This is a genomic window from Allobosea sp. P2_B12, from assembly GCF_056404835.1.
The window spans coordinates 92,669-111,993 of sequence record NZ_JBFUDG010000003.1; the positions used below are offsets into that span (position 1 = coordinate 92,669).

Sequence of the window (19,325 nt, forward strand, 5' to 3'; positions counted from 1 at the left end):
CCCGGTTTAAGCGGGGCTTAAGGCTGCGGCCGGCAAATCGGCACCGAGACCGCTTCGTTTTCAATTTTATGACAATAAATCAGCCTCTTAGCGGTTGCTTTGGAGAGCATCCCCGTCAGACCTCGATGTTGCCAGCAGGGTGAACGGAAGCTGAAGATCGGCCAGCGCCTTTGAATCGCATTTGACCGTCTGGAATGACGCGATTTTTCCGGATCGCGGTCTAGGGTCGTTTTCCGAAGCGAGGCGCCAGCCGCGTCAGCTTCGAGACAACGGGGACCGGCATGGCGTATATCCTGCGGAGCCTGGCAGTGATCGGCGTGATCGCGCTGAACTCGCCTGTGCATGGTGAGAGATCGGATGCGGGCGGCACCGTCGCGACGGTTCGCAACGTCGCCAGGGCAGCAGTGCAGATCGATCCGCACAGCGCGATGTCGAGCATTACCGCGGCGCGCGAAGCGGCCCAGATCCTGGCCGGCCTCGACCCCGAGACGCGCCAGCGCGTCATGGCGCTGACGGCGGCCAGTCTGGGCGGCAAGAGCGAGACGCGCGAACGCGGGCCCACGACAGCGACGCGCTGACACATCACAGGCCTGCACCCCTGCCCCGCGCTTGACGGCGCCGTCGGACGCGCCGAAGACGCTGGCCTGAAGCCTGACAGAGCGGGAGCCGGCCTGCCGCAAGGCTGCCGGCAGCGGACGGGACATGAGCGCGACACTCGACGAGATCATCGCCAATTTCGACCTGCTCGACGAGTGGGACGACCGCTATCGCTATCTGATCGAACTCGGCAAGGGCCTCGAGCCGCTGCCGGAGGACGCCCATAACGACGTCAACAAGGTCCGCGGCTGCGCCAGCCAGGTCTGGCTGGAAGGGCGCCTCGAAGGCGGGCCGGGCCCGGAGACGCAGCTGCATTTTCGGGGCGACAGCGACGCCCATATCGTGCGCGGGCTGGTCGCGCTGGCGCTGGCGATCTATTCCGGGCGCACCGCTTCCGAGATTCTGGCGACGGACGCCTTCGCGATCTATGAGAAGCTCGGGCTCGCCGCCCATCTCACGCCGCAACGCTCCAACGGCGTGCGCTCGATGATCGAGCGCATCAAATCCGACGCGCGCGCCGCGACCGCAGCTTAAGTCCGGACCCCGGTCGTCCCCGCCGCCTCAGGGGGCGCGTTCCGGCATCAGATGCGGACGGGCATTCTCGCCATGCCAGACCGAATTTGCGCGCGATGGACCGCGAGGCGGCGGCGCGATGCCGTAATGCGCGGCCAGTGCCTTGAGCGCCAGGCGCAGCACGACCTTGGCCGAGCGCGCCGGCCAGCCGCGCTCGCGTTCGACGCGATCGAGCCCCTTGAGGAAGCCGCAGACATCGATGGCGAGGCCCGACAGGTCCGGCCCGAGCCGATCGCAAGCCGTACTGACGCGCTGGCGGGCGGCAAGGGCCACATCCGACGCGCATGCCGGGTCGCCGGCGCCGGATCCGCGCGTGCCCGGCGCGAGCGAGGCGTCCCAGTTCATCGTCGTGCGCGGCATCATCTGGGCGAACGTCAGATCGGCGCGGAAGCGCTCGCCGGCGGCGAACTCCTCGGCCGAGATCTGCGCCTTACCGTCCTTGCCTGGCCGGCAATGCAGCCAGAGCAACGGACTTTCGCGCTCATCCAGCATCACCGTCTGCTCGTGGCCGTCGATATGGACGACAGCCTCCGCGAGCACCCGTGCGGCGCCGCCCGAGGGCTCGGCGGCGAGCAGGCGCCGGGCGCTGCCCTCGCCAGCCCAGATCGCGCGTCCGTCGGCAAGGAGGGCTTCCGCCGCCTCGGACGGCACGTAGCCGGCGCCGAGACTGGTGCCATTGGTGCTCCGGTAGAGTGCGATCCGCCCGCAACCGAGCGGCGAGATGCAGCCAAAAGCCCCCGGCTGGGCGAGATGATGCAGCAATCGGCGAACCGCGGCGCCGGTCTCGCCGTGCTTCTCCCCTGCCCGGCTCATGACTGGACCTGCGGCCGGGTCGCGGCAGCCAGCGATCTCGACAATGCAAGCAAGCCGGCCTCCAGCGCCGACAGGGCGAACTCCAGCGCCGGATCGTCGCGGCGATCCTCGATCAGGGCGCAGGCATGACGAACGGTCGTCCGGTCGCGCCCGAAGCAGATGCCGACGCGGGTGAAGGTCAGTCCGAAGGCGACATGGGCGAGATACATTGCCGTCTGCCGCGCCAGCGCGATCGGCCTCCGGCCACGCCGCGGGTGGCGCAGCTTCGCGGCCGGCACCCGCGTGACCGCCGCCACGGCCACTTCGGCGAGCCGCGCCAGCGCCGCATGGCGGACAGGGTCGATCGTTTCCGGCTCGAGCATGTTCATGATATGTTCCTATTGCCTGTCGCCGAGTTCGGCGGTGTCGGCATCTAGGATGCATGAAAATATTCCTATATCAAGGCAGCCGTACGGCGCCATCGCTTTATCCCCGCCAGATCATGGCAGGAGCCCGATTCCCCCAAAGCGGTGCTCCAACGACGTGGGGCGGTTATGCATCGGCATGAAAAAGGCCGCCGGAATGCCAGCGGCCTTTCGAATTCGTCCCGATCCGCCCTGAGGCGTCGGCTCAACGGCGCTTGCGGCGCTGCTGGCCCAGGCCCATCTTCTTGGCGAGCTGCGAGCGCGCCTCGGCATAGTTGGGCGCAACCATCGGATAGTCCGGCGGCAGGCCCCACTTCTCGCGGTACTGCTCAGGCGACATGTTGTACTGCGTGCGCAGGTGACGCTTGAGCGACTTGAACTTCTTGCCGTCCTCGAGACAGATCAGATAGTCGGCCGTGATCGACTTCTTCACCGGAATGGCGGGCTTGGGCGCCTCGACCGGCACGACCGGAGCGACACCACCGACGACGCGGCCCAATGCGGCATGCACATCGGCGATCAGCGCAGGCAAGTCGGACGCGGGAACAGAATTATTCGAGACATAAGCGGACACAATATCCGCAGTCAGTTCGATGAAATCCGAGCCGTCAATATCAGCCATGATGGCGCCTCTCCTTGAGATGTCTCTTTTCAGAATCTTCGATCACCGACCTCATCATCATGCATCGGTGCCTTGTGTGGTCCTGACCAAGAGGACAAAGCACAATCGACTCAGACTCACCCGCAATGGGTCGATGGAGACCGTTTAGTCGATGCGCTACGACGCTGCAAGACGTAGTGCGGGCGCGAATACGATTATCACAACGAAATATTGCGATGACGTCCAGATGATCATGGTAACTGAAATCCGCACAAGCCTGCATCTGCCTGCATGTCGCGCGTCTTGCCACCCTGAGCGTCTTGCCACGCCGAGCTTCTTGCCAGGCTGAGCTTCTTGCCACACCGGGCTCTGCTCTCTACCTGTCTGAGCCAACGGATGGTGGAGACGTCGCGATGCGCTCAAACATGGTTTCCGGCGCAGCGACGCCCCGACGGCGCAAGGCCTCCCCGCCGCGCGCCGAGATCCGCACCAAGGTCACCACCGTCCATGGTGTCGAGCTGCGCGACGATTATGACTGGCTGCGTGCGCCGAACTGGAAGGAGGTTCTGCGCGAGCCCGAGGCGCTGCCCGCGGACATCCGCGCCTATCTCGAGGCCGAGAACGCCTATTCGAAGGCGCTGATGACGCCGACGCGGAGCCTGCAGCGCGACCTCGTCAAGGAGATGCGCGGCCGGATCAAGGAAGACGATGCCAGTGTGCCGCAGCCGGATGGGCCGTTCCTGTACTATTCGCGCTATCGCAAGGGTGGCGAACACCCGCTGATCTGTCGCAGGCCGCGGACCGGCCAGCCCGCCTCGGCCGAGACAAGCAGCGGCAACAGCCGCGAGCAGATCATGCTCGATGCCGACGCGCTCGCGAAGGGCAAGGACTTCTTCGACCTCGGCGACACCGCCCACAGCCCCGATCATCGCCTGCTCGCCTGGAGCGCCGACGAGGCCGGCTCCGAACTTCACACAATCCGGGTCCGCGACCTCGCCAGCGGCGACGATCTGGCCGACAGCATCGCCGATACGACGGGCGACATCGTCTGGGCGGCCGACAGCCTGTCCTTCGCCTATGTCGGGGTCGATGCCGACCACCGACCCTCGAAAGTCTTCCGCCATCGCCTGGGCGACAATCCGGCGCAGGACGCGCTGCTGCATGACGAAGCCGATGCCGGCATGTTCGTCGACATCGACAAGACGCAATCGGGGCGCTTCCTGCTGATCTCGATCAGCGATCATGAAACCTCCGAAATCCGGGTCGTCGATCTCTGGCAGCCCGATGCTCAGCCCGTCACGATCGCGGCACGCGAGGTCGGCCGGCAATACGAGGTCGAGCATCACGGCGACGAGCTTCTGATCCTGACCAATGCCGACGCTGCCGAGGACTTCAAGATCGTGACCGCACCGGTCGCCGATCCGGCGCCCGCAAACTGGCGCGACCTGATTCCGCACAAGGCGGGCCAGCTGATCCTCAGCCTCGTCTGCCTGAAGGGCCGGCTGATCCGGTTGGAGCGCGAGGACGGCCTGCCGCGCATCGTCATCCGCGACCTGGCGACGGGCGCGGAAAGCAGCATCGCCTTCGACGAGGAGGCCTATGGGCTGGGACTGGATGCGGGCTACGAGTTCGACACCGCGACCTTGCGCTTCATCTACGCCTCCATGGCGCGCCCGGCCGAGACCTATGACTACGACATGGCGACGGCTGAGCGCGTACTGCTGAAGCGGCAGGAGGTACCCTCGGGCCATGATCCAGCGGCCTATCGGGTGCGCCGCATCTTCGCCACGGCGAAGGATGGCGCGCAGGTCCCGGTCTCGCTGCTGCACCGCGCGGATACGCCGCTCGATGGCTCGGCGCCCTGCCTGCTCTATGGCTACGGCTCCTATGGCTCGGCGATGTCGGCCTCGTTCCGGATTCGGCCGCTCAGCCTGGTCGATCGCGGCTTCATCTATGCCATCGCCCATGTCCGCGGCGGCACCGACAAGGGCAGGCGCTGGTATCTCGACGGCAAGCGCGACAAGAAGACCAACACCTTCACCGACTTCATCGCCGCGGCGGAGGCTCTGGCAGATGCCGGCTTCACGGCGCGCGGCCGCATCGTGGCGGAGGGCGGCAGCGCCGGCGGCATGCTGATGGGTGCAGTGGCCAACATGGCGCCCGAGCTCTTCGCCGGGATCATCGCCGAGGTGCCCTTCGTCGATGTGCTGAACACCATCCTCGACGACACCTTGCCGCTGACGCCGCCGGAATGGCCGGAATGGGGCGACCCGATCCGCGACATCGCTGCGTTCAACACCATCCGCAGCTATTCGCCCTATGACAACGTCACGGCGCAGGCCTACCCGCCGATCTTGGCGATGGGCGGTCTGACCGATCCGCGCGTGACCTATTGGGAGCCGGCGAAATGGGTAGCGCGTCTGCGCGCGACCATGACCGGCGGCGGGCCGATCCTGCTGCACACCAACATGGAGGCCGGCCATGGCGGCGCGGCCGGCCGCTTCGACTCGCTGAAGGAGACCGCGCTGGCCTATGCCTTCGCGATCCAGGCCGTCGGAGAGGGCTGGCCGGAGACGGCTTCGAGCTGATCAGACGCCCAGCCGGCTCTTCTCGCTGGCGAGGTAGATCTTGAGCTCGTCCATCGAGGTGAAGCTGTAGTCGCCATCGGGCGTGCGCGCCTGGATCGAGCCGTCGGCATAGATGGTGAAATGCGCCTCGCCGACCTGATAGGCGCCGACGATGCCTTCGTCGGAGGTGGCGCCGGTAGACGGCTCGGCCCCATCGGCGTCCGGGGCGGTCGGTTCCGGCTCGGCCGACTCCGGTACGTCGGCTTCTGCCGGCGCAATTTCAGGCACGAAGGGCGGCGCCTCCTCGAAAGCGGCCGCGTCGCGGGCGGGCTCCTCGCTGGCTGCCGCCGGAGCAGCTGGCTCGGGCTCGGGCTCGAAGGCAGTGGCTTCACGCGTCTGCGGAGGCCAAAGCGGCGCTTCCGGCTCGGGCGCCAGCCAAACAGGCTCGGGCCAGGAGGTCGCCGGCCAGGCCGGCTCAGGAGCGGTCTCGGGCTGCGCGACATCCTCACCCGGCTTTTCGTCGTGTGGCGCTTCCTCACGTGGCTTTTCACCCGTGTCGCCGAACCATGGTGCGCGACGCTGCAGGGCTGGCTCCATCCAGTTCCCGGCTGCGGCGAGGTCGTCGAGACTGCGGCCGGCCCCCTCCGTCGAGGATGCCCCGCCGCCATCGATTCCGGAGAACGAGGGTTCGATGCGGCCACCGGCAGGCTCCACTTCGAGCCGCAACGCCGTCAGGCTCTCGCGCAGCAGGCCGAACTCGTCGGTCTCGCGCGCGGTGCGCGCGGTGTCGGCGTCGCGCGAGGTGGCGGACACCAGATCGCGCTCAAACGGATCGTCGATATCGGACGGTCCCGGCGCAGCAGGCACGGCTGGGCCGTCATCGGCAGGGGTTTCCGTCGAGGCCTCGGCAGCGGGTTCGACCGCGTCGCGCTCGCTTTCGCTGATGGAGGCGATTTCGGCCAGCGGGGCGGTAGACCCGACGGGCTCAACCCCAGCGTCGAATGTCCTGGTTTGCGCCTCGAACTCCGGCACGCCCTGCGGGTCGATCGGTCGGAAGGGATCAAAGGCGGGAATCGCATCAACATCGGGTTCGCGTGTGGCCTCGGGCACCACAGGCGCCTCATCGGCACGCAGGCCGGCCTGTTCGCCCGCATGTTCGGCAGTGTCGCCACCAGAGGAACGGGGCTCGGCCGGCTTGTCGGCGGGCTCCTGTGACGCCTCGGCAGGCTCCTGATGCAAAGGCTCCTGACGCGCAGGCGCACCCAGGGCCTGCGTCGCGGCAAGAACGGCGCCAGCCCCGGCCAGCGCACCGATGCCGGCGGCGGGGGCGGCAGGCGGCACCCCTGCAGCCGAATCGTCGGAGCGGACTTCCGCATGCGGCGAGGCGGGATCGCGCTCGCTCGCCGGGCCTGCGAAGGCCGATGCGACCGACATCGCCATTGCGGCATTGGACAGCGTCTGCTTGAGCCGCCTGATCTCGACGAGCACCCATGACAGCGCCAGCATCAGGACACCCGCGACCGCCACGACCGTGCCGATGATGACCTGCGTGAAGCCGCGCTCGAGCACCATATAGGGCAGCCCATCGACAATGGCCGCGACGCCGCCGCAGAGGAAGCCAAGGCCGAGCAAGATGAAAACGATGATCAAAGTCGAGTCCTCGGGAGCACGCTCGAAAGCAAACTTGGCACGTCGCCCGGCCGGCCGATATCGGCCCACCCGTCACCCCATCTTGTAACGTATTGAATAAGAGACAGTTTCAAATCGGGTTCCCGCATAGCGGAAAGGAATCGGGCGTTATTGAGGCAGACTCGTCGCAACGACATCCGCTATTGACGGCATGGGCGGTTGCCGGGGAGCCGCCAGAGGCTTAACTAACGACGGGAATGGCGGGCGCCCCAGCGGCAACCAACCGGCCCGGGCCGTCCAGCGGCAAGCCATTCTCAGTTCAGAACGCCATTCTCAGTTCACGCGATTTTTGCCAGCCCAAGGAGAGGCCCCATGACCTTCACCCTTCCCGACCTGCCTTACGCCCATGATGCGCTCCAGCCCTTCATGTCGAAGGAAACGCTCGAGTTTCACCATGACAAGCACCACCTCGCCTATGTGACCAACGGCAACAACGCGATCAAGGGCACGGAATTCGAGGGCAAGTCGCTCGAGGAGACCGTCAAGGCCTCGCACGGCAAGAACCCGGCCGTGTTCAACAACGCCGGCCAGCACTACAACCACCTCCACTTCTGGAAGTGGATGAAGCCCAATGGCGGCGGCAAGATTCCCGGCGTTCTGGAGAAGGCGCTCGTCGATTCCTTCGGCTCGGTCGAGAAATTCAAGGAAGACTTCGTCGCGGCCGGCGTCGGCCAGTTCGGCTCGGGCTGGGCCTGGCTCGAGGTCAAGGGCGGCAAGCTCGCCGTCTCCAAGACCCCCAATGGCGAGAGCCCGCTGGTCAACGGCGCCAGCCCGATCCTCGGCTGCGACGTCTGGGAGCACTCCTACTACATCGACTACCGCAACCGCCGTCCCGACTATCTCAAGGCCTTCCTCGAGAGCCTGGTAAACTGGGACTACGTCGCCGAGATGTATGACGGCGCCAAGGCCTGAGCCTGAACGACCGGACAAACGAAAACGGGGCCTCGCGGCCCCGTTTTTTGTGGGAAACTGCCATAGCGCGTGCGGCGTCCGGCTCTCCCAAGCAACCGCGCCGTCATCCCGGGCGACCTCAGGGAGACCCGGGATCCATTCCGGAACCTCTCCGATCGACGCTCCGGCATGGATCCCGGATCTCCGCTTCGCTGCGTCCGGGATGACGCCCAGTGTGGTGGGCGTAGAAAGGTCTCAAGCGGCGACGCTGTGGAGGAACTGATCCACCGTCGAGCGCAGGCGCAGCGCCTGGGCCGCGACCTCGCCGGCCGCGCCGCGCACCTCTTCCGCCGAGCGCCCGGTCTCCTCGACGGAGTCGGCGAGCACGCTGAGATCGCTCGACACCGAGAGGGCCGAGGAACTCGCCATCGCCACGCCGCTGGCGATCTCGCCGGTGGCGATGGCCTGCTGCTCGATCGAGACCGCGACGGAGTTGGCGAAGTTCTCGATCGCGCTCATGCGTTCGGCGATATTCTGGATCGAGCCGACGACCTCGCCGGTTGCGCCCTGGATCGCGCTGACCTGGGCGACGATGCGGTCCGTCGCATCGGCGGTCTGCGAGGCCAGGCTCTTGACCTCGGAGGCGACGACGGCAAAGCCACGGCCCGCTTCGCCGGCGCGAGCCGCCTCGATGGTGGCGTTGAGCGCGAGCAGGTTGGTCTGGGCGGCGATGTCGCGGATCAGGTTGACGACCTCGCCGATGGCGCGCGCCGTCTCGTCCAGCGCGCGCACGGAGGTCGCGGTATCCCGGGAGATCGAGGCCGCCTCGACGATCTCGGTGCGGACGCGCCGGATCTGGAACTCGACCTCGCGGATGGCAGCACCCATCTCCTCGGCGGCTTGCGCCGCGCTCTCGACATTGCCGGAGGCGCCATGGGCGTTCTGAGCGGCACGCGCGGCACGGCCCGACGATTCGGCGGCCACCCGGGCAAGCCCGTCGGAGGCTTCGCTCATGCGGTCGGCGTTGCTCTTGAAGGCCTCGAGCGCAACACCGACTTCACCACGGAAGAGACCGATCGCCTCGTCGACGCCCTGCTGGTGCTGGCGGCGCTCGGCCTCGGTGACGTGCTGCTTCTCCTGCAGCGCCGCACGCTCGGCCAGACGCAGCTTGAGGATGCCGAGCGCATGGGCGATGGCGCCGATCTCGTCGCGGCGTGCCAGCGCGTCGATCGGCGTATCGAGCTTGCCGTCGGATATGCTGACGATCGCCTGCGTCATGCTCTTCAGCGGCTTCATCGTCCGCGACAGCGAGAACCAGAGCAGCGGCCCGAGGATCAGCAGGATCAGCACGCCAAAGGCGATGGTGGCGACCTGTTCAAAGCCGGCACGCGCGAGCAGGCGGGTCTTGTCGAAGCGCAGCGCGATATAGCCGATCTGCTTCTGATGGCCGCCGACCCTGACGACATGGAGCTTGACCACGAAGGTGTCGTCTTCGATCTCGGTCGAAGCCACGTCCTTCAGCACGTCCCAGGGATCGCGACCGAGCCTGGCCTCCACCGTGCGGGGCGTCAGCGCAAGGCGGGCAGCCTCGGTCCGCCCCGCGCTCGCCAGGGCCGCAAGATCATCGGCGACGAAGCCGGCTTCGAAATCGGGATCGCGCCGGAGCGAGTCGAGAATATAGCCCAGCGTGTTGGTGTCGCGCGACAGGATGAGCGATGGCGCCGCATTGACGACCATCAGCGTCAGGGCCGTCATCTTCTGCTCGAGGTCGTCACGCGTCTTGGAATCGTTGTAGCGCGCCGCCGCGATCACCACGAGCATGATCGCCAGCGCAACGATGGCGACCGCCGCAGCCGCGATCCGACTGCTGAGGGAACGGCCCGATCTGCGCTCCGCGGGAAGTGCCTGCGCAGCGGTCTCCGTCCTGGCCGCCCGCTTGAACCACGTCATTGCGCTGAGTATCCCCGAACTTGGCTCCGATCAGCGACTGTCGTCGCGGACGAACCTCGACAGCGAAGCTGCCAGAGTTTGGTAAACAATCGATTGCGTAGCCGGCGGGTCAGCGCAGTTGCGAGAAGCGAACCATCGCCAGCTCCGCAGGCTCGAAAGCAGCCAGCGCCGCATGCTCGATCGGGCGCGTGGCGATGACCGGGTCGAGCCGCGCGAGTTCGTCATCGACGAAGCCGGGATGGCACATGACGAGATGAGCCGGCCCGGGCCGCAACAGGAAGCGGGCGAGATCGGCGCCGAAGTCGCGCGCCGGGTCGAAGGGTGCGACGCCAGAAAAGCCGCTGTTGACGGGAATGCCGCGCCGCAGGGCCGCGCCCCGGAAGCCCAGCGCCAGTGCGGCGATCGTCAGCGCCTTGCCGACCGCGACGCCGCGCTCGCGGATCGCCGCGGCCGAATCGGCCGGGTCCCGCAGATAGACACTGCCGGCCGCGTAGCGGCTCGTAACGGCGTCGAGAAGGCTCCGGCGCACGCCCGGCAGGACATGGACATGCTGGTGGCCGTCGATGAAATCGGGCCCGCGGCCGAGCCTGTCCTCAAAGGCGTCGAGCTGGCGGCCGATCTCGGCTGCGATCTCGCGGCGCGCCGCGGGCGATGTCGCGGCCGCCCGTGCGAGATCGCGCAACTGCGGGAATTCCCCGCCCGGCGCCAGACGCGGCATCGTGCTAAGCGGTGCGGCGCAGGTCAGGTTGAGATGCAAGCCGAGATCGGCCTTTTCCGCGAGCGCGCCGAAGTCCCCGGCGAAGCTCGCCCAATGCGGCCGGTTCGTCATGGCGCCGGCTGCCGAAAGCTTGCCCGCCTCGATCAACGCCAGGATCGAACGGCTGACTCCATCGGTCATGGCAAAGTCATCAGCGCAGAGAACAAATCCGCTCGCCATGTCGTCTGTTGTCCCCCATTCAGCCGCGATGCGCTAAAGGCCCATCAGGCTTGTGAGCTTGCAAGCTTTACGGTTCTGTGCGGGGCGCGTCACCCGCGACGACCCGGCCTTCTGGCCGGTGCCGCCGTGGCGTCGCCAAGAGGTCAAGGTTCGTGTCCGAAATATCGCCCCCATCCGTTGCCGTCTCTCCGGCTGCGCCCGTGAAACGGCCCGAGCTGTCGATCGTCGTGCCCGTGCACAACGAGGCCGAGAACCTGCCGCTGCTGGTCGAGCGCCTGAAGCAGGTGCTGGATGGCAAGGTCTCGTCCTGGGAACTGGTCTGCGTCGACGATGGCAGCCGCGACGGCACGCTGGCGGTTCTCAAGCTGCTGAGTGCCCAGGACAAGCGAATCAGCGCCGTCTCGTTCAGCCGCAATTTCGGCAAGGAGATCGCGATCGCGGCCGGGCTCGACCATGCCTCGGGCGACGCCGTCGTCATCATGGATGCCGACCTCCAGCACCCGCCCGAGACGATCCTCGTCTTCCTGGACAAATGGCGCGAGGGCTTCCTCAACATCTACGGCCAGCGCTCCGACCGCGACGGTGAGAGCGCGCTGAAGCGCAACTTCGCCAAGCTGTTCTACAGGCTCTTTGCCAGCTTCGGCGAGACCGAGCTGCCCGAGGGAGCGGGCGATTTCCGCCTGCTCGACCGGAAGGTCGTCGATGCGCTGCGCGCCCTGCCGGAGCGCGCGCGCTTCTCGAAGGGACTCTATGCCTGGGTCGGCTTTCCCTCGACCGGCGTGACCTTCGACGTCGCCGAGCGCGAGCATGGCGAGACGAAGTTCAGGTATCGCAAGCTGTTCTCCTTCGCTTTCGACGGCATCTCGTCCTTCTCGACCGTGCCGCTGAAGATCGCGACCTGGGCCGGGGCCGTCATCGCGCTGATCTCGACCCTGACGGCGCTGTTCTTCCTCATCCGCACGCTGTTCTACGGCACCGACCTGCCCGGCTTCCCATCGCTGATCGTCTCGATCATGTTCTTCTCGGGCATCCAGCTCGTCTCGCTGGGCATGATCGGCGAATATGTCGGGCGTATCTTCGCCGAGGTGAAGCGCCGGCCGCTCTATCTGATCGGCGAGCGCGTCGGCTTCGACGCCCGCACCGTCGACCACCCCCGCGGCGACGCGCTGCCGCCGCTGATCCGGTAGACGCCAGCGCGCCGATCTGGGATGAAGGCGGCATCGTTTGCTGCCGGTCCTTGCCGACACGCACCGTCATCCCGGACAAGCGGCGAAGCCGCGCCGATCCGGGATCCATTCCGGAGCGTCTCCGCGTCAGGCTCAGGCATGGATCCCGGGTCTCAGCTTCGCTCCGCCCAGGATGACCGCGTGCTGGCTGTGAGAAAAGTCGTCACGCCCAGATGCTTCGCAAAATCCTCTCCGTCGGCGGCTTCACTCTTCTATCGCGCCTTTCCGGCTTCGCGCGGGACATCGTTCTCGCCGCCGTGCTCGGCGCCGGCGCGATGATGGATGCGTTTTCGGTGGCGCTGCGGCTGCCGAACCATTTCCGCGCCATCTTCGGAGAAGGTGCCGTCAACCAGGCCTATATCCCGGCCTATGCGCGCATCCGGCAGCAGGGCGGCGAGGCAGCCGCCGCGCTGTTCTCGAACCGCGTCTTCAGCCTGAACCTGATCGTGCAGCTCGTGCTGGTCGCGATCGCCCTGCCGCTGATGCCCGAGATCGTGCGGCTGCTGGCGCCGGGCTTCGCCAACGATCCGCAGCGCTTCGATCTCGCTGTCGCGCTGACCCGGATCACCTTTCCCTATCTGCTCTTCATCACGCTGGTGACGCTGCTCTCGGCCAATCTCAACGCGGTCGACCGCTATGCGGCAGCAGCCGCGGCGCCGATCCTGATGAACATCTGCCTGATCGCGGCTTTGGCGGTGGCTTTCCTGTTCCCGAACGCCGCCTATGCGGCGGCCTGGGGGATGGCTGCGGCGGGCGTGCTCGAATGGCTGCTTGTTGCCATCGCGGCACGGCGCGCCGGCGTCGCGGCCGCGCTGACGCGCCCGCGCCTCGATGCCGATGTCAGGAGCTTCTTCAAGGCCTTCGGCCCGGCCGTGATCGGCTCGGCCGGCGTGCAGATCGCGCTGTTCGCCGACACCATCATCGCCTCGCTTCTGCCGGCTGGCGCCTATGCCTCGCTTTATTATGCCGAGCGGCTCTATCAACTCCCGATCGGCGTGATCGCGATCGGCGTCGGCACCGTCTTGCTGCCGACGATGAGCCGCCTGCTGGCGGCCGGCAACGAAGCGGGCTCGGACAAGGCCCAGAACCGGGCGGTGGCGCTGACGATCGTCGCGGCTGCGCCTTTTGCCGCCGCCTTCCTCGCGATTCCCGAACTGATCGTCTCGGCGCTGTTCGAGCGCGGGCGCTTCGATGCTGCTGCGAGCCAGGCGGCGGGCGCGGTGCTGTTCGCTTATGCGGCCGGCCTGCCGGCGATCGTGCTGATCCGGACGCAGCTTTCGACCTTCCAGGCGCGCGGCGACACCACGACGCCGATGCTGGTCTCGCTGGCCGCCATCGGCGCCAATGTCGCGCTGAAGCTGCTGTTATGGCGCGATTTCGGAGCGCCGGGCCTGGCATTGGCGACGGCTGCGGGAGCCTGGATCAATCTCGGCGCGCTGTTCGTGCTCGGCGTCAAGCGTGGCTGGGCGCGTCCGGAGCCGCGTTTGGCGACACTGGTGGTCGTGACGCTCTGCGCCGCCGTCCTCGCCGGCATCGTGGCGCGTGTCGCCACGCCGCTCCTGCTCGCGGCGATGGGGAGCTTTCCTTACGAGCCGCGGCTGGCCGCACTCGCCGTCATCGGCATGATCGCGGGAGGGCTCTACAGTGTCGTGGTCGTCGGCGGATTGAAGGCCTCTGGAACGCTGCGGATGCTGCGCTAGAGCATTTTTGCATCGTCGCGTTTTCTTCACGCGAACCCGTATCCACTTCGCTTGAAAACGCTCCAAGCGTTCAGGCGACGAAGCCCCTCGCCTTTTCGCCGAGCAGCATCGCGGCCTCCTCGACCATGCGCGTGACGATCTCGCCGGCTGGCGGGACATCCGCCACCAGACCCACCGCCTCGCCGACGATCGCGGCGGCGTTGTCGGCATCGCCTGCCATGAAGGCTTCTCGATAGGCGAGCGCCTGCTGCTCGATATCGGCTCTAAGCTCGTCGTCGCGGCCGGCCCAACGCATCGTGAAGGCGTTGGCGGCGACGCGGATGTCGAAGGGTTTCGGCCAGTCGAGCCGGCGCGCGATATCGGGCAGCGAGGTGCGCACCGTGCCGTCGCCGGTCGCGGCGAGAGCTGCCGCATGGTGGCCGGCATGGACCAGCGCCTCGCGGCTCGCCCAGAAGCGGGTGCCGACCAGCACGCCGTCGGCTCCGAGCATCAGCGAGGCGGCGAGCCCGCGCCCGTCGGCGATGCCGCCCGCTGCCAGCAGCAGCGTCTCGGGGCTCTGGCGGGCGAGCAGGTCGGCGACCTCGGGTACGAAGGGCAGCGTCGCGCGACGGTGGCCGTGGCCCCCGGCCTCGCCCCCCTGCGCGACGATGATCCCAGCGCCCGCATCCAGCGCCTGCCTGACATGGTCGAGCGACTGGCACTGGCAGATCAGCGGCACATCGGCTGCCGCGATCTCGGCGGCGAAGGGCTGCGGATCGCCGAAGGACAGCATCAGCGCGGCCGGACGGTGTGCCAGCGCGTCGGTCAGCAGATCTGGCTGCTTCGCCATCGACCAGGTGATGAAGCCGCAGCCGATGCGGGTGTTGCCGGCCTGGCCGAATTGCGTCTCGAGCCAGGCCGCGTCGCCATAGCCGCCGCCGATCAGGCCCAGCCCCCCGGCCCGCGTCACGGCCGCAGCGAGCGCGCCACCGGCCGCCAGCGCCATCGGCGCCGACAGGACAGGGTGCTCGATGCCGAGCCCCCGCGTCAGACGGGTCACGAGGCCGGCCATGGCTCAGGCGGTCTTGGTGTTGGCGAAGTCCATGTAGAGTTCGCGCGCCTTGCGGTAGAGCGGGCCGGGCTGGAGCTGGCGATCGTCGATGCGTCCCACCGGCACGACCTTGGAGTAGTTGCCCGAGGAGAAGATCTCGTCGGCCTGCTCGAAATCGCTGTAGCGCAGGCTCACCTCCTCGACCGTGACGCCGCCCTGCCGCAGCAGGCCGATGACGCGCTGGCGGGTGATACCGTTCAGGAAGGTGCCGTTGGGAACCGGCGTCTTCACGATGCCATCCTTGGCGAGGAAGATATTTGAGGTCGCGGTCTCCGCCACGTTACCGAGCATGTCGAGCACCAGCGCATTGTCGAAGCCGGCCGCCTTGGCGGCCTTCAAGGTGCGGGCATTGTTGGGGTAGAGGCAACCGGCCTTGGCGTCGGTCGGGGCGGTCTCGATCGAGGGGCGGCGGAAGGCGCCCTGCGTCACCGAAAGCCCGGCGCCGGGAGCGCCCATCGGCGCCTCGAACAGGCACAGGCAGTATTGTGTCGAGTCCTCGTCGGCGATGATGGTCGAGACGCCGTCCGCCTCGGCCCAGTACATCGGCTTGATGTAGAGCGCGACGTCGCCGCTGAACTTCTTGATGCCCTCGCGCGCCCTCGCGATGATCTCCTCGGTCGACTGCGTCGGCTTCAACCCGAGCGCCACGGCGGAGCGGTTGACGCGGGCGGCGTGGAGATCGAGGTCAGGCGCGACGCCGTCGAAATAGCGGGCGCCGTCGAAGACCGAGGAGCCCTGCCAGGTCGCATGGCTGCGCGGGCCCATGATCGGCGGATTGCCCTCGTGCCACTCCCCCTCGAACCAGGTCCATGTCTGCGAGTACCAGGCCATTCCGTGCTCCGATCTGCCGGTCGTTGATGGCGGCCACCGTCTGCCGCGCACGGACCTGCGTCAACATGCAGGCCTGCACAACCCGATGACGGGATGTGATGGAAGCGATCGCGAGGGGTGATGGATCAGGTGACGGATCAGAACCCCAGCGCGCGCAGGCCGGCGATCACACCCATGCCGACGAGTAGGGCGAGGAGCTCGCTGCGCCGCAGCACCATGCTGCCGACGGCGGCGAGCAGGGCGACCGCCGCCGCCAGCCCGAGCCGCTCGATCAGCGGCAGCACCGTGGCTGCGATGATCGAGCCGGGCAGCGCCGCGAGCCCGCGCCGGACATGCGGCGTCAGCGGGATGAAGCCCATAAGGACCACGCCGGAGATGCGGCAGAGATAGGTGGCGACCGCCATGGCGAGGATGGCGAGGATCGGTCCCCAGGCGCCGGGATCAGGCAGCGTCATCGGCAAACGCTCCCACGAGCGCGCCCGAGAGCGAGCCGACGATGATGAAGGCGTAGCCGTCGACCAGCTTGGCCGTGACCAGCGCGACGATGCCGGCAACCACCCAGGGCACGGCCGCCCGCTTTCCGCGCCAGAGCGGCACGATCATCGCAGCGAAGAAGATCGGCATGACCAGGTCGATGCCGTAGGCGCGCGGATCGGAGACCAGCGCGCCGAGCAGATGGCCGAGTCCGGTGAACAGGATCCAGACCATCCAGAGCACGAGGCCGGCCCCGATGAGCACGCCGAGATCACGGCCGCCTTCCGCGTAATAGCGCGTGCCGATCAGCCAGTTGGCATCGGTGAAGAAGAACAGGTGCCAGGCGTTCAGCGTCTTCGAATAGGGCGCGAACCAGGGTTGCAGCGAGGCGCCCTGCAGGATCATCCGGGCATTGACCGTGGCGGTCACGACTGCGAGCCCGATGATCGCGCCCCAGCTCCATTCCGGCCGCCAGAGCTCCATCGCCACGAGCTGGGAGACGCCGCCATAAACCAGCGCGCTCATCAGCATCGCCTCGATCAGACTCATGCCCTTGGCCGAAGCGGCAGCGCCGAAGGCGACGGCGAAGACGATGATGCCAGGGATCAGCACCGAGACCTTGCGGATGCCCAGCAGCATGCCCGCGCCGGAGACCGGAACTGCAGCATTGTCCATCGGTTCGGCCCTCCCTTGCGGCCGTCAATCCGGCTTCGAAGCGCGAAGTCGCCTCATCGGCATTGCGCGCGAGACACCACCCTTCCAAGTCCGAAGCCGGCGCGAGGTCAACGGCTCGGCGCGGAAGGGGCGCATGCCCCTGACACAGGACGGTGCCAGGAGTTGGCGGCAATGGTTACGGGACCGGGGCGACTGCTCTAACCTGCCGCGATGATCTGGCTGGATTCCATCGACATGACCGCCGCCACGCTGCCGGCAGCCTGGCTGATCGCGACCGGGGCGCTGCCCGGCAATCTGACGGAGCGCTCGCAGCTGCGTCGCGACACCGCGCGGCAGATCATCGCGAGGCAGCTCGGCATGCCCTTCGGCGCCGTCACGATCGGGCACGACGCGAAGGGGCGTCCCCTGCTCACGGGGCCGCATGGCACGGGGCTGCATCTGTCGCTGGCGACGCGCTCCGGACTGGTCGCGGTGGCGCAGGCGCGGCGGCCCGTCGGCATCGATGTCGAGCGCGTGGATGCAACCGCGACGCCGCCTTTCGCGGCTCTCCATCAGCAGGAAGCGGCGATGCTGCGCGGATTGCGCGAGGATGAACGCCCGCTCGCCTTCGCGCGGCTCTGGGCCGCCAAGGAGGCCTATGTGAAGGCGCTCGGCACGGGCTTCACCCGCGCGCCGGACAGCTTCGCCGTCACGCTCCTGTCGGCGGACCGGTTCGAGGTCTCCGACTCCTTGCGTGCCATCGCTCACGAAGGAATGAGCCGCACCATTGAAAACGGCGGCCAGGAGATCCTGGCCGCCGCGATGGTGGTGCTCGACTGAAACCGGCGCTCAGCCCGGCTGGTCGACCGGCTTCCTCTTGAGGGCATAGGCGACGGCGCAGACCAGCACCGCTCCGATGGTCGAACTGACATAGTGGGGCCACGAAGCCAGCCCGATGCCGATGGCGCTGACATCGGTCGACACCGTCTTGACCCAGGTCGGCATGTTGACATGGAGCCATTGCAGCACGGCGATGTCGCCCAGGATCATTTCGGCCGCGATCCAGCCGAGCAGGGCCGCGCCGAGCCAGATCAGGATCGGGTACTTGGTGATGATCGCGGTCAGGAACTGCGCGCCCATGATGATCAGCGGGATCGAGAGCAGCAGGCCGAAGATGAAGAGTTCGGGGTGTCCGCGCGAGGCAGCCGCGATCGCGATGACGTTGTCGAGGCTCATCACGGCGTCGGCGATGGCGATGGTGCGCACCGCCTGCCAGAGCGTGGAGCCGCCATCGATCTCGGCATGCGATTCGTCCTCGCCCATGGCGAGCTTGACCGCAATCCAGAACAGCAGCAGGCCGCCGATGATCTTCAGATAGGGCACCAGCAGCAGATAGGTCACGACCAGCGCGAAGATGATTCGCAGGCCGATAGCCGCCGAGGCGCCGAGCCAGATGCCGACCTTGCGCTGGTTTTCAGGCAGCTGCCGGCAGGCGAGCGCGATCACCACCGCATTGTCGCCTGACAGCAGCAGGTCGATCCAGATGATCTGGAGCAAAGAGACCCAGAATTGGGAGGATGAGAAGTCCATAGGTCGGTCAGTCCCTTTGTCAGAGGGCCGGATCTGGCCGGCGGTTTTTCAGGAGATAGCCGAGGCCGAGCACGAGAAGTGCGCCGAGCAGGGCCGCGGGGTATTCGAGGCGGTGGAGCGTCTCGGCACCGAAGCGGGTGATGAGCCAGGGGTCGCTGTCGAACATCTCGCCCGCGACCCAACCGAGCAGGGCAGCGCCCGCCCAGACCAGGACCGGGAAGCGGGTCAAAAGGCTGGTGATCAGCGAGGCGCCGAGGACGATCAGCGGGATCGAGATGACGAGGCCCGCGACCAGCAAGGGAATCGAGTCCTTTGCGACGGCGGCGATCGCCAGCACATTGTCCAGGCTCATGACGATGTCGGCGATGGCGACCGTCTGGACGGCCTTCCAGAGCTTGCTGCTGGCGGTGATCGAATCCTCGTCGCTCTCGCCATCCTCGACGATCAGCTTGACCGCGATCCAGACCAGGAGCACGGCACCGACGATATGCAGGAACGGCATGTTCAGGAGCGAGGCGATCAGCACCGTGAAGACGACGCGCAGGACGACCGCGACGCCGGCACCGAGCGCGATGCCCTTCACCCGCTGATCGGGCGCAAGCGCGCGGCAGGCCAGCGCGATCACCACCGCGTTGTCTCCCGACAGCACGATGTTGAGCGCGATGATCTCGACCAGCTTGCCCCACAGGGCAGGATCGAGAAACGCGATCGAGGACATATCCATAAAGCTCAGCCCCT

The 19,325-nt window shown here is 67.2% G+C and carries 19 protein-coding genes; 7 read left to right on the top strand and 12 right to left on the bottom strand.

Features of this window, described 5'->3' with window-relative positions; all coding sequences use genetic code 11:
* Positions 1-281 precede the first annotated feature (281 nt).
* Entirely contained in the window at positions 282-578 is a 297-nt protein-coding gene (locus AC1DYU_RS09295) for a hypothetical protein (RefSeq protein ID WP_476791382.1), read from the top strand.
* 124 nt (positions 579-702) lie between these two features.
* Positions 703-1,131: a SufE family protein gene (locus tag AC1DYU_RS09300; protein WP_476791383.1), complete on the top strand. Its 429-nt coding sequence runs from the start codon at positions 703-705 to the stop codon at positions 1,129-1,131.
* A 27-nt stretch (positions 1,132-1,158) separates the two neighbouring features.
* On the opposite strand, the gene AC1DYU_RS09305 is transcribed toward AC1DYU_RS09300, so the two are convergent.
* The 3 genes from AC1DYU_RS09305 to AC1DYU_RS09315 form a co-directional block, all read right to left on the bottom strand.
* Positions 1,159-1,983, bottom strand: a complete 825-nt coding sequence (locus AC1DYU_RS09305) for a DUF6456 domain-containing protein (protein ID WP_476791384.1) — start codon at positions 1,981-1,983, stop codon at positions 1,159-1,161.
* On the bottom strand, positions 1,980-2,351 hold the full coding sequence (locus AC1DYU_RS09310) for a helix-turn-helix domain-containing protein (protein WP_476791385.1): 372 nt from the start codon (positions 2,349-2,351) through the stop codon (positions 1,980-1,982). The genes AC1DYU_RS09305 and AC1DYU_RS09310 overlap by 4 nt, the downstream gene beginning before the upstream one ends.
* Positions 2,352-2,592: 241 nt before the next feature.
* Entirely contained in the window at positions 2,593-3,009 is a 417-nt protein-coding gene (locus tag AC1DYU_RS09315; RefSeq protein WP_158483800.1) for a Ros/MucR family transcriptional regulator, read from the bottom strand.
* A 392-nt stretch (positions 3,010-3,401) separates the two neighbouring features.
* Between AC1DYU_RS09315 and AC1DYU_RS09320 the strand changes: the two genes are divergently transcribed.
* Positions 3,402-5,576: a S9 family peptidase gene (locus tag AC1DYU_RS09320; protein WP_476791386.1), complete on the top strand. Its 2,175-nt coding sequence runs from the start codon at positions 3,402-3,404 to the stop codon at positions 5,574-5,576.
* Here AC1DYU_RS09320 and AC1DYU_RS09325 read toward each other — a convergent pair whose 3' ends face one another.
* Positions 5,577-7,205, bottom strand: coding sequence for a DNA polymerase III subunit gamma/tau domain-containing protein (locus AC1DYU_RS09325; protein ID WP_476791387.1), 1,629 nt, complete (start codon positions 7,203-7,205; stop codon positions 5,577-5,579).
* Between the two features lie 351 nt (positions 7,206-7,556).
* Between AC1DYU_RS09325 and AC1DYU_RS09330 the strand changes: the two genes are divergently transcribed.
* The gene (locus tag AC1DYU_RS09330) at positions 7,557-8,156 is read left to right on the top strand and encodes a superoxide dismutase (RefSeq protein WP_476791388.1); all 600 of its coding nucleotides are present in this window, start codon (positions 7,557-7,559) and stop codon (positions 8,154-8,156) included.
* Positions 8,157-8,390: 234 nt separating this feature from the next.
* Here AC1DYU_RS09330 and AC1DYU_RS09335 read toward each other — a convergent pair whose 3' ends face one another.
* On the bottom strand, positions 8,391-10,085 hold the full coding sequence (locus AC1DYU_RS09335; RefSeq protein WP_158483803.1) for a HAMP domain-containing methyl-accepting chemotaxis protein: 1,695 nt from the start codon (positions 10,083-10,085) through the stop codon (positions 8,391-8,393).
* A 109-nt stretch (positions 10,086-10,194) separates the two neighbouring features.
* Positions 10,195-11,022: a ChbG/HpnK family deacetylase gene (locus AC1DYU_RS09340; protein ID WP_476791389.1), complete on the bottom strand. Its 828-nt coding sequence runs from the start codon at positions 11,020-11,022 to the stop codon at positions 10,195-10,197.
* Between the two features lie 200 nt (positions 11,023-11,222).
* Here AC1DYU_RS09340 and AC1DYU_RS09345 point away from each other — a divergent pair, with 200 nt between their 5' ends.
* Entirely contained in the window at positions 11,223-12,209 is a 987-nt protein-coding gene (locus AC1DYU_RS09345) for a glycosyltransferase family 2 protein (RefSeq protein WP_476791390.1), read from the top strand.
* Positions 12,210-12,421: 212 nt separating this feature from the next.
* A complete protein-coding gene (murJ, locus tag AC1DYU_RS09350) occupies positions 12,422-13,948 on the top strand; it encodes a murein biosynthesis integral membrane protein MurJ (protein WP_476791391.1) in 1,527 nt (508 codons plus the stop codon).
* A 70-nt stretch (positions 13,949-14,018) separates the two neighbouring features.
* Here murJ and AC1DYU_RS09355 read toward each other — a convergent pair whose 3' ends face one another.
* The 4 genes from AC1DYU_RS09355 to AC1DYU_RS09370 form a co-directional block, all read right to left on the bottom strand.
* A complete protein-coding gene (locus tag AC1DYU_RS09355; protein ID WP_476791392.1) occupies positions 14,019-14,999 on the bottom strand; it encodes an NAD(P)H-dependent flavin oxidoreductase in 981 nt (326 codons plus the stop codon).
* Between the two features lie 3 nt (positions 15,000-15,002).
* A complete protein-coding gene (locus tag AC1DYU_RS09360; protein ID WP_476791393.1) occupies positions 15,003-15,869 on the bottom strand; it encodes a branched-chain amino acid aminotransferase in 867 nt (288 codons plus the stop codon).
* A gap of 137 nt (positions 15,870-16,006) precedes the next feature.
* Positions 16,007-16,324: an AzlD family protein gene (locus AC1DYU_RS09365; protein ID WP_476791394.1), complete on the bottom strand. Its 318-nt coding sequence runs from the start codon at positions 16,322-16,324 to the stop codon at positions 16,007-16,009.
* The gene (locus tag AC1DYU_RS09370; RefSeq protein WP_476791395.1) at positions 16,311-17,018 is read right to left on the bottom strand and encodes an AzlC family ABC transporter permease; all 708 of its coding nucleotides are present in this window, start codon (positions 17,016-17,018) and stop codon (positions 16,311-16,313) included. The genes AC1DYU_RS09365 and AC1DYU_RS09370 overlap by 14 nt, the downstream gene beginning before the upstream one ends.
* Before the next feature lie 234 nt (positions 17,019-17,252).
* On the opposite strand from AC1DYU_RS09370, the gene AC1DYU_RS09375 reads away from it, so the two are divergent.
* On the top strand, positions 17,253-17,837 hold the full coding sequence (locus AC1DYU_RS09375) for a 4'-phosphopantetheinyl transferase superfamily protein (RefSeq protein WP_476791396.1): 585 nt from the start codon (positions 17,253-17,255) through the stop codon (positions 17,835-17,837).
* A 9-nt stretch (positions 17,838-17,846) separates the two neighbouring features.
* Here AC1DYU_RS09375 and AC1DYU_RS09380 read toward each other — a convergent pair whose 3' ends face one another.
* Together AC1DYU_RS09380 and AC1DYU_RS09385 are read right to left on the bottom strand one after the other, a co-directional pair.
* Positions 17,847-18,587 carry a TerC family protein gene (locus tag AC1DYU_RS09380; RefSeq protein WP_158483812.1) on the bottom strand — a complete coding sequence of 247 codons (741 nt, stop codon included), beginning with the start codon at positions 18,585-18,587 and terminating at the stop codon, positions 17,847-17,849.
* Positions 18,588-18,606: 19 nt separating this feature from the next.
* Positions 18,607-19,305, bottom strand: a complete 699-nt coding sequence (locus tag AC1DYU_RS09385) for a TerC family protein (protein WP_476791397.1) — start codon at positions 19,303-19,305, stop codon at positions 18,607-18,609.
* Positions 19,306-19,325 lie beyond the last annotated feature (20 nt).

Bases quoted from the DNA above. Each gene is read 5' to 3' on its own strand.
- AC1DYU_RS09295 (WP_476791382.1), top strand. From the start codon at position 282: ATGGCGTATATCCTGCGGAGCCTGGCAGTGATCGGCGTGATCGCGCTG.
- AC1DYU_RS09385 (WP_476791397.1), bottom strand. From the start codon at position 19,305: ATGTCCTCGATCGCGTTTCTCGATCCTGCCCTGTGGGGCAAGCTGGTC.
- murJ (WP_476791391.1), top strand. From the start codon at position 12,422: ATGCTTCGCAAAATCCTCTCCGTCGGCGGCTTCACTCTTCTATCGCGC.
- AC1DYU_RS09360 (WP_476791393.1), bottom strand. From the start codon at position 15,869: ATGGCCTGGTACTCGCAGACATGGACCTGGTTCGAGGGGGAGTGGCAC.
- AC1DYU_RS09375 (WP_476791396.1), top strand. From the start codon at position 17,253: ATGACCGCCGCCACGCTGCCGGCAGCCTGGCTGATCGCGACCGGGGCG.
- AC1DYU_RS09370 (WP_476791395.1), bottom strand. From the start codon at position 17,018: ATGGACAATGCTGCAGTTCCGGTCTCCGGCGCGGGCATGCTGCTGGGC.
- AC1DYU_RS09300 (WP_476791383.1), top strand. From the start codon at position 703: ATGAGCGCGACACTCGACGAGATCATCGCCAATTTCGACCTGCTCGAC.
- AC1DYU_RS09355 (WP_476791392.1), bottom strand. From the start codon at position 14,999: ATGGCCGGCCTCGTGACCCGTCTGACGCGGGGGCTCGGCATCGAGCAC.
- AC1DYU_RS09320 (WP_476791386.1), top strand. From the start codon at position 3,402: ATGCGCTCAAACATGGTTTCCGGCGCAGCGACGCCCCGACGGCGCAAG.
- AC1DYU_RS09380 (WP_158483812.1), bottom strand. From the start codon at position 18,587: ATGGACTTCTCATCCTCCCAATTCTGGGTCTCTTTGCTCCAGATCATC.
- AC1DYU_RS09340 (WP_476791389.1), bottom strand. From the start codon at position 11,022: ATGGCGAGCGGATTTGTTCTCTGCGCTGATGACTTTGCCATGACCGAT.
- AC1DYU_RS09305 (WP_476791384.1), bottom strand. From the start codon at position 1,983: ATGAGCCGGGCAGGGGAGAAGCACGGCGAGACCGGCGCCGCGGTTCGC.
- AC1DYU_RS09365 (WP_476791394.1), bottom strand. From the start codon at position 16,324: ATGACGCTGCCTGATCCCGGCGCCTGGGGACCGATCCTCGCCATCCTC.
- AC1DYU_RS09310 (WP_476791385.1), bottom strand. From the start codon at position 2,351: ATGAACATGCTCGAGCCGGAAACGATCGACCCTGTCCGCCATGCGGCG.
- AC1DYU_RS09315 (WP_158483800.1), bottom strand. From the start codon at position 3,009: ATGGCTGATATTGACGGCTCGGATTTCATCGAACTGACTGCGGATATT.
- AC1DYU_RS09335 (WP_158483803.1), bottom strand. From the start codon at position 10,085: ATGACGTGGTTCAAGCGGGCGGCCAGGACGGAGACCGCTGCGCAGGCA.
- AC1DYU_RS09330 (WP_476791388.1), top strand. From the start codon at position 7,557: ATGACCTTCACCCTTCCCGACCTGCCTTACGCCCATGATGCGCTCCAG.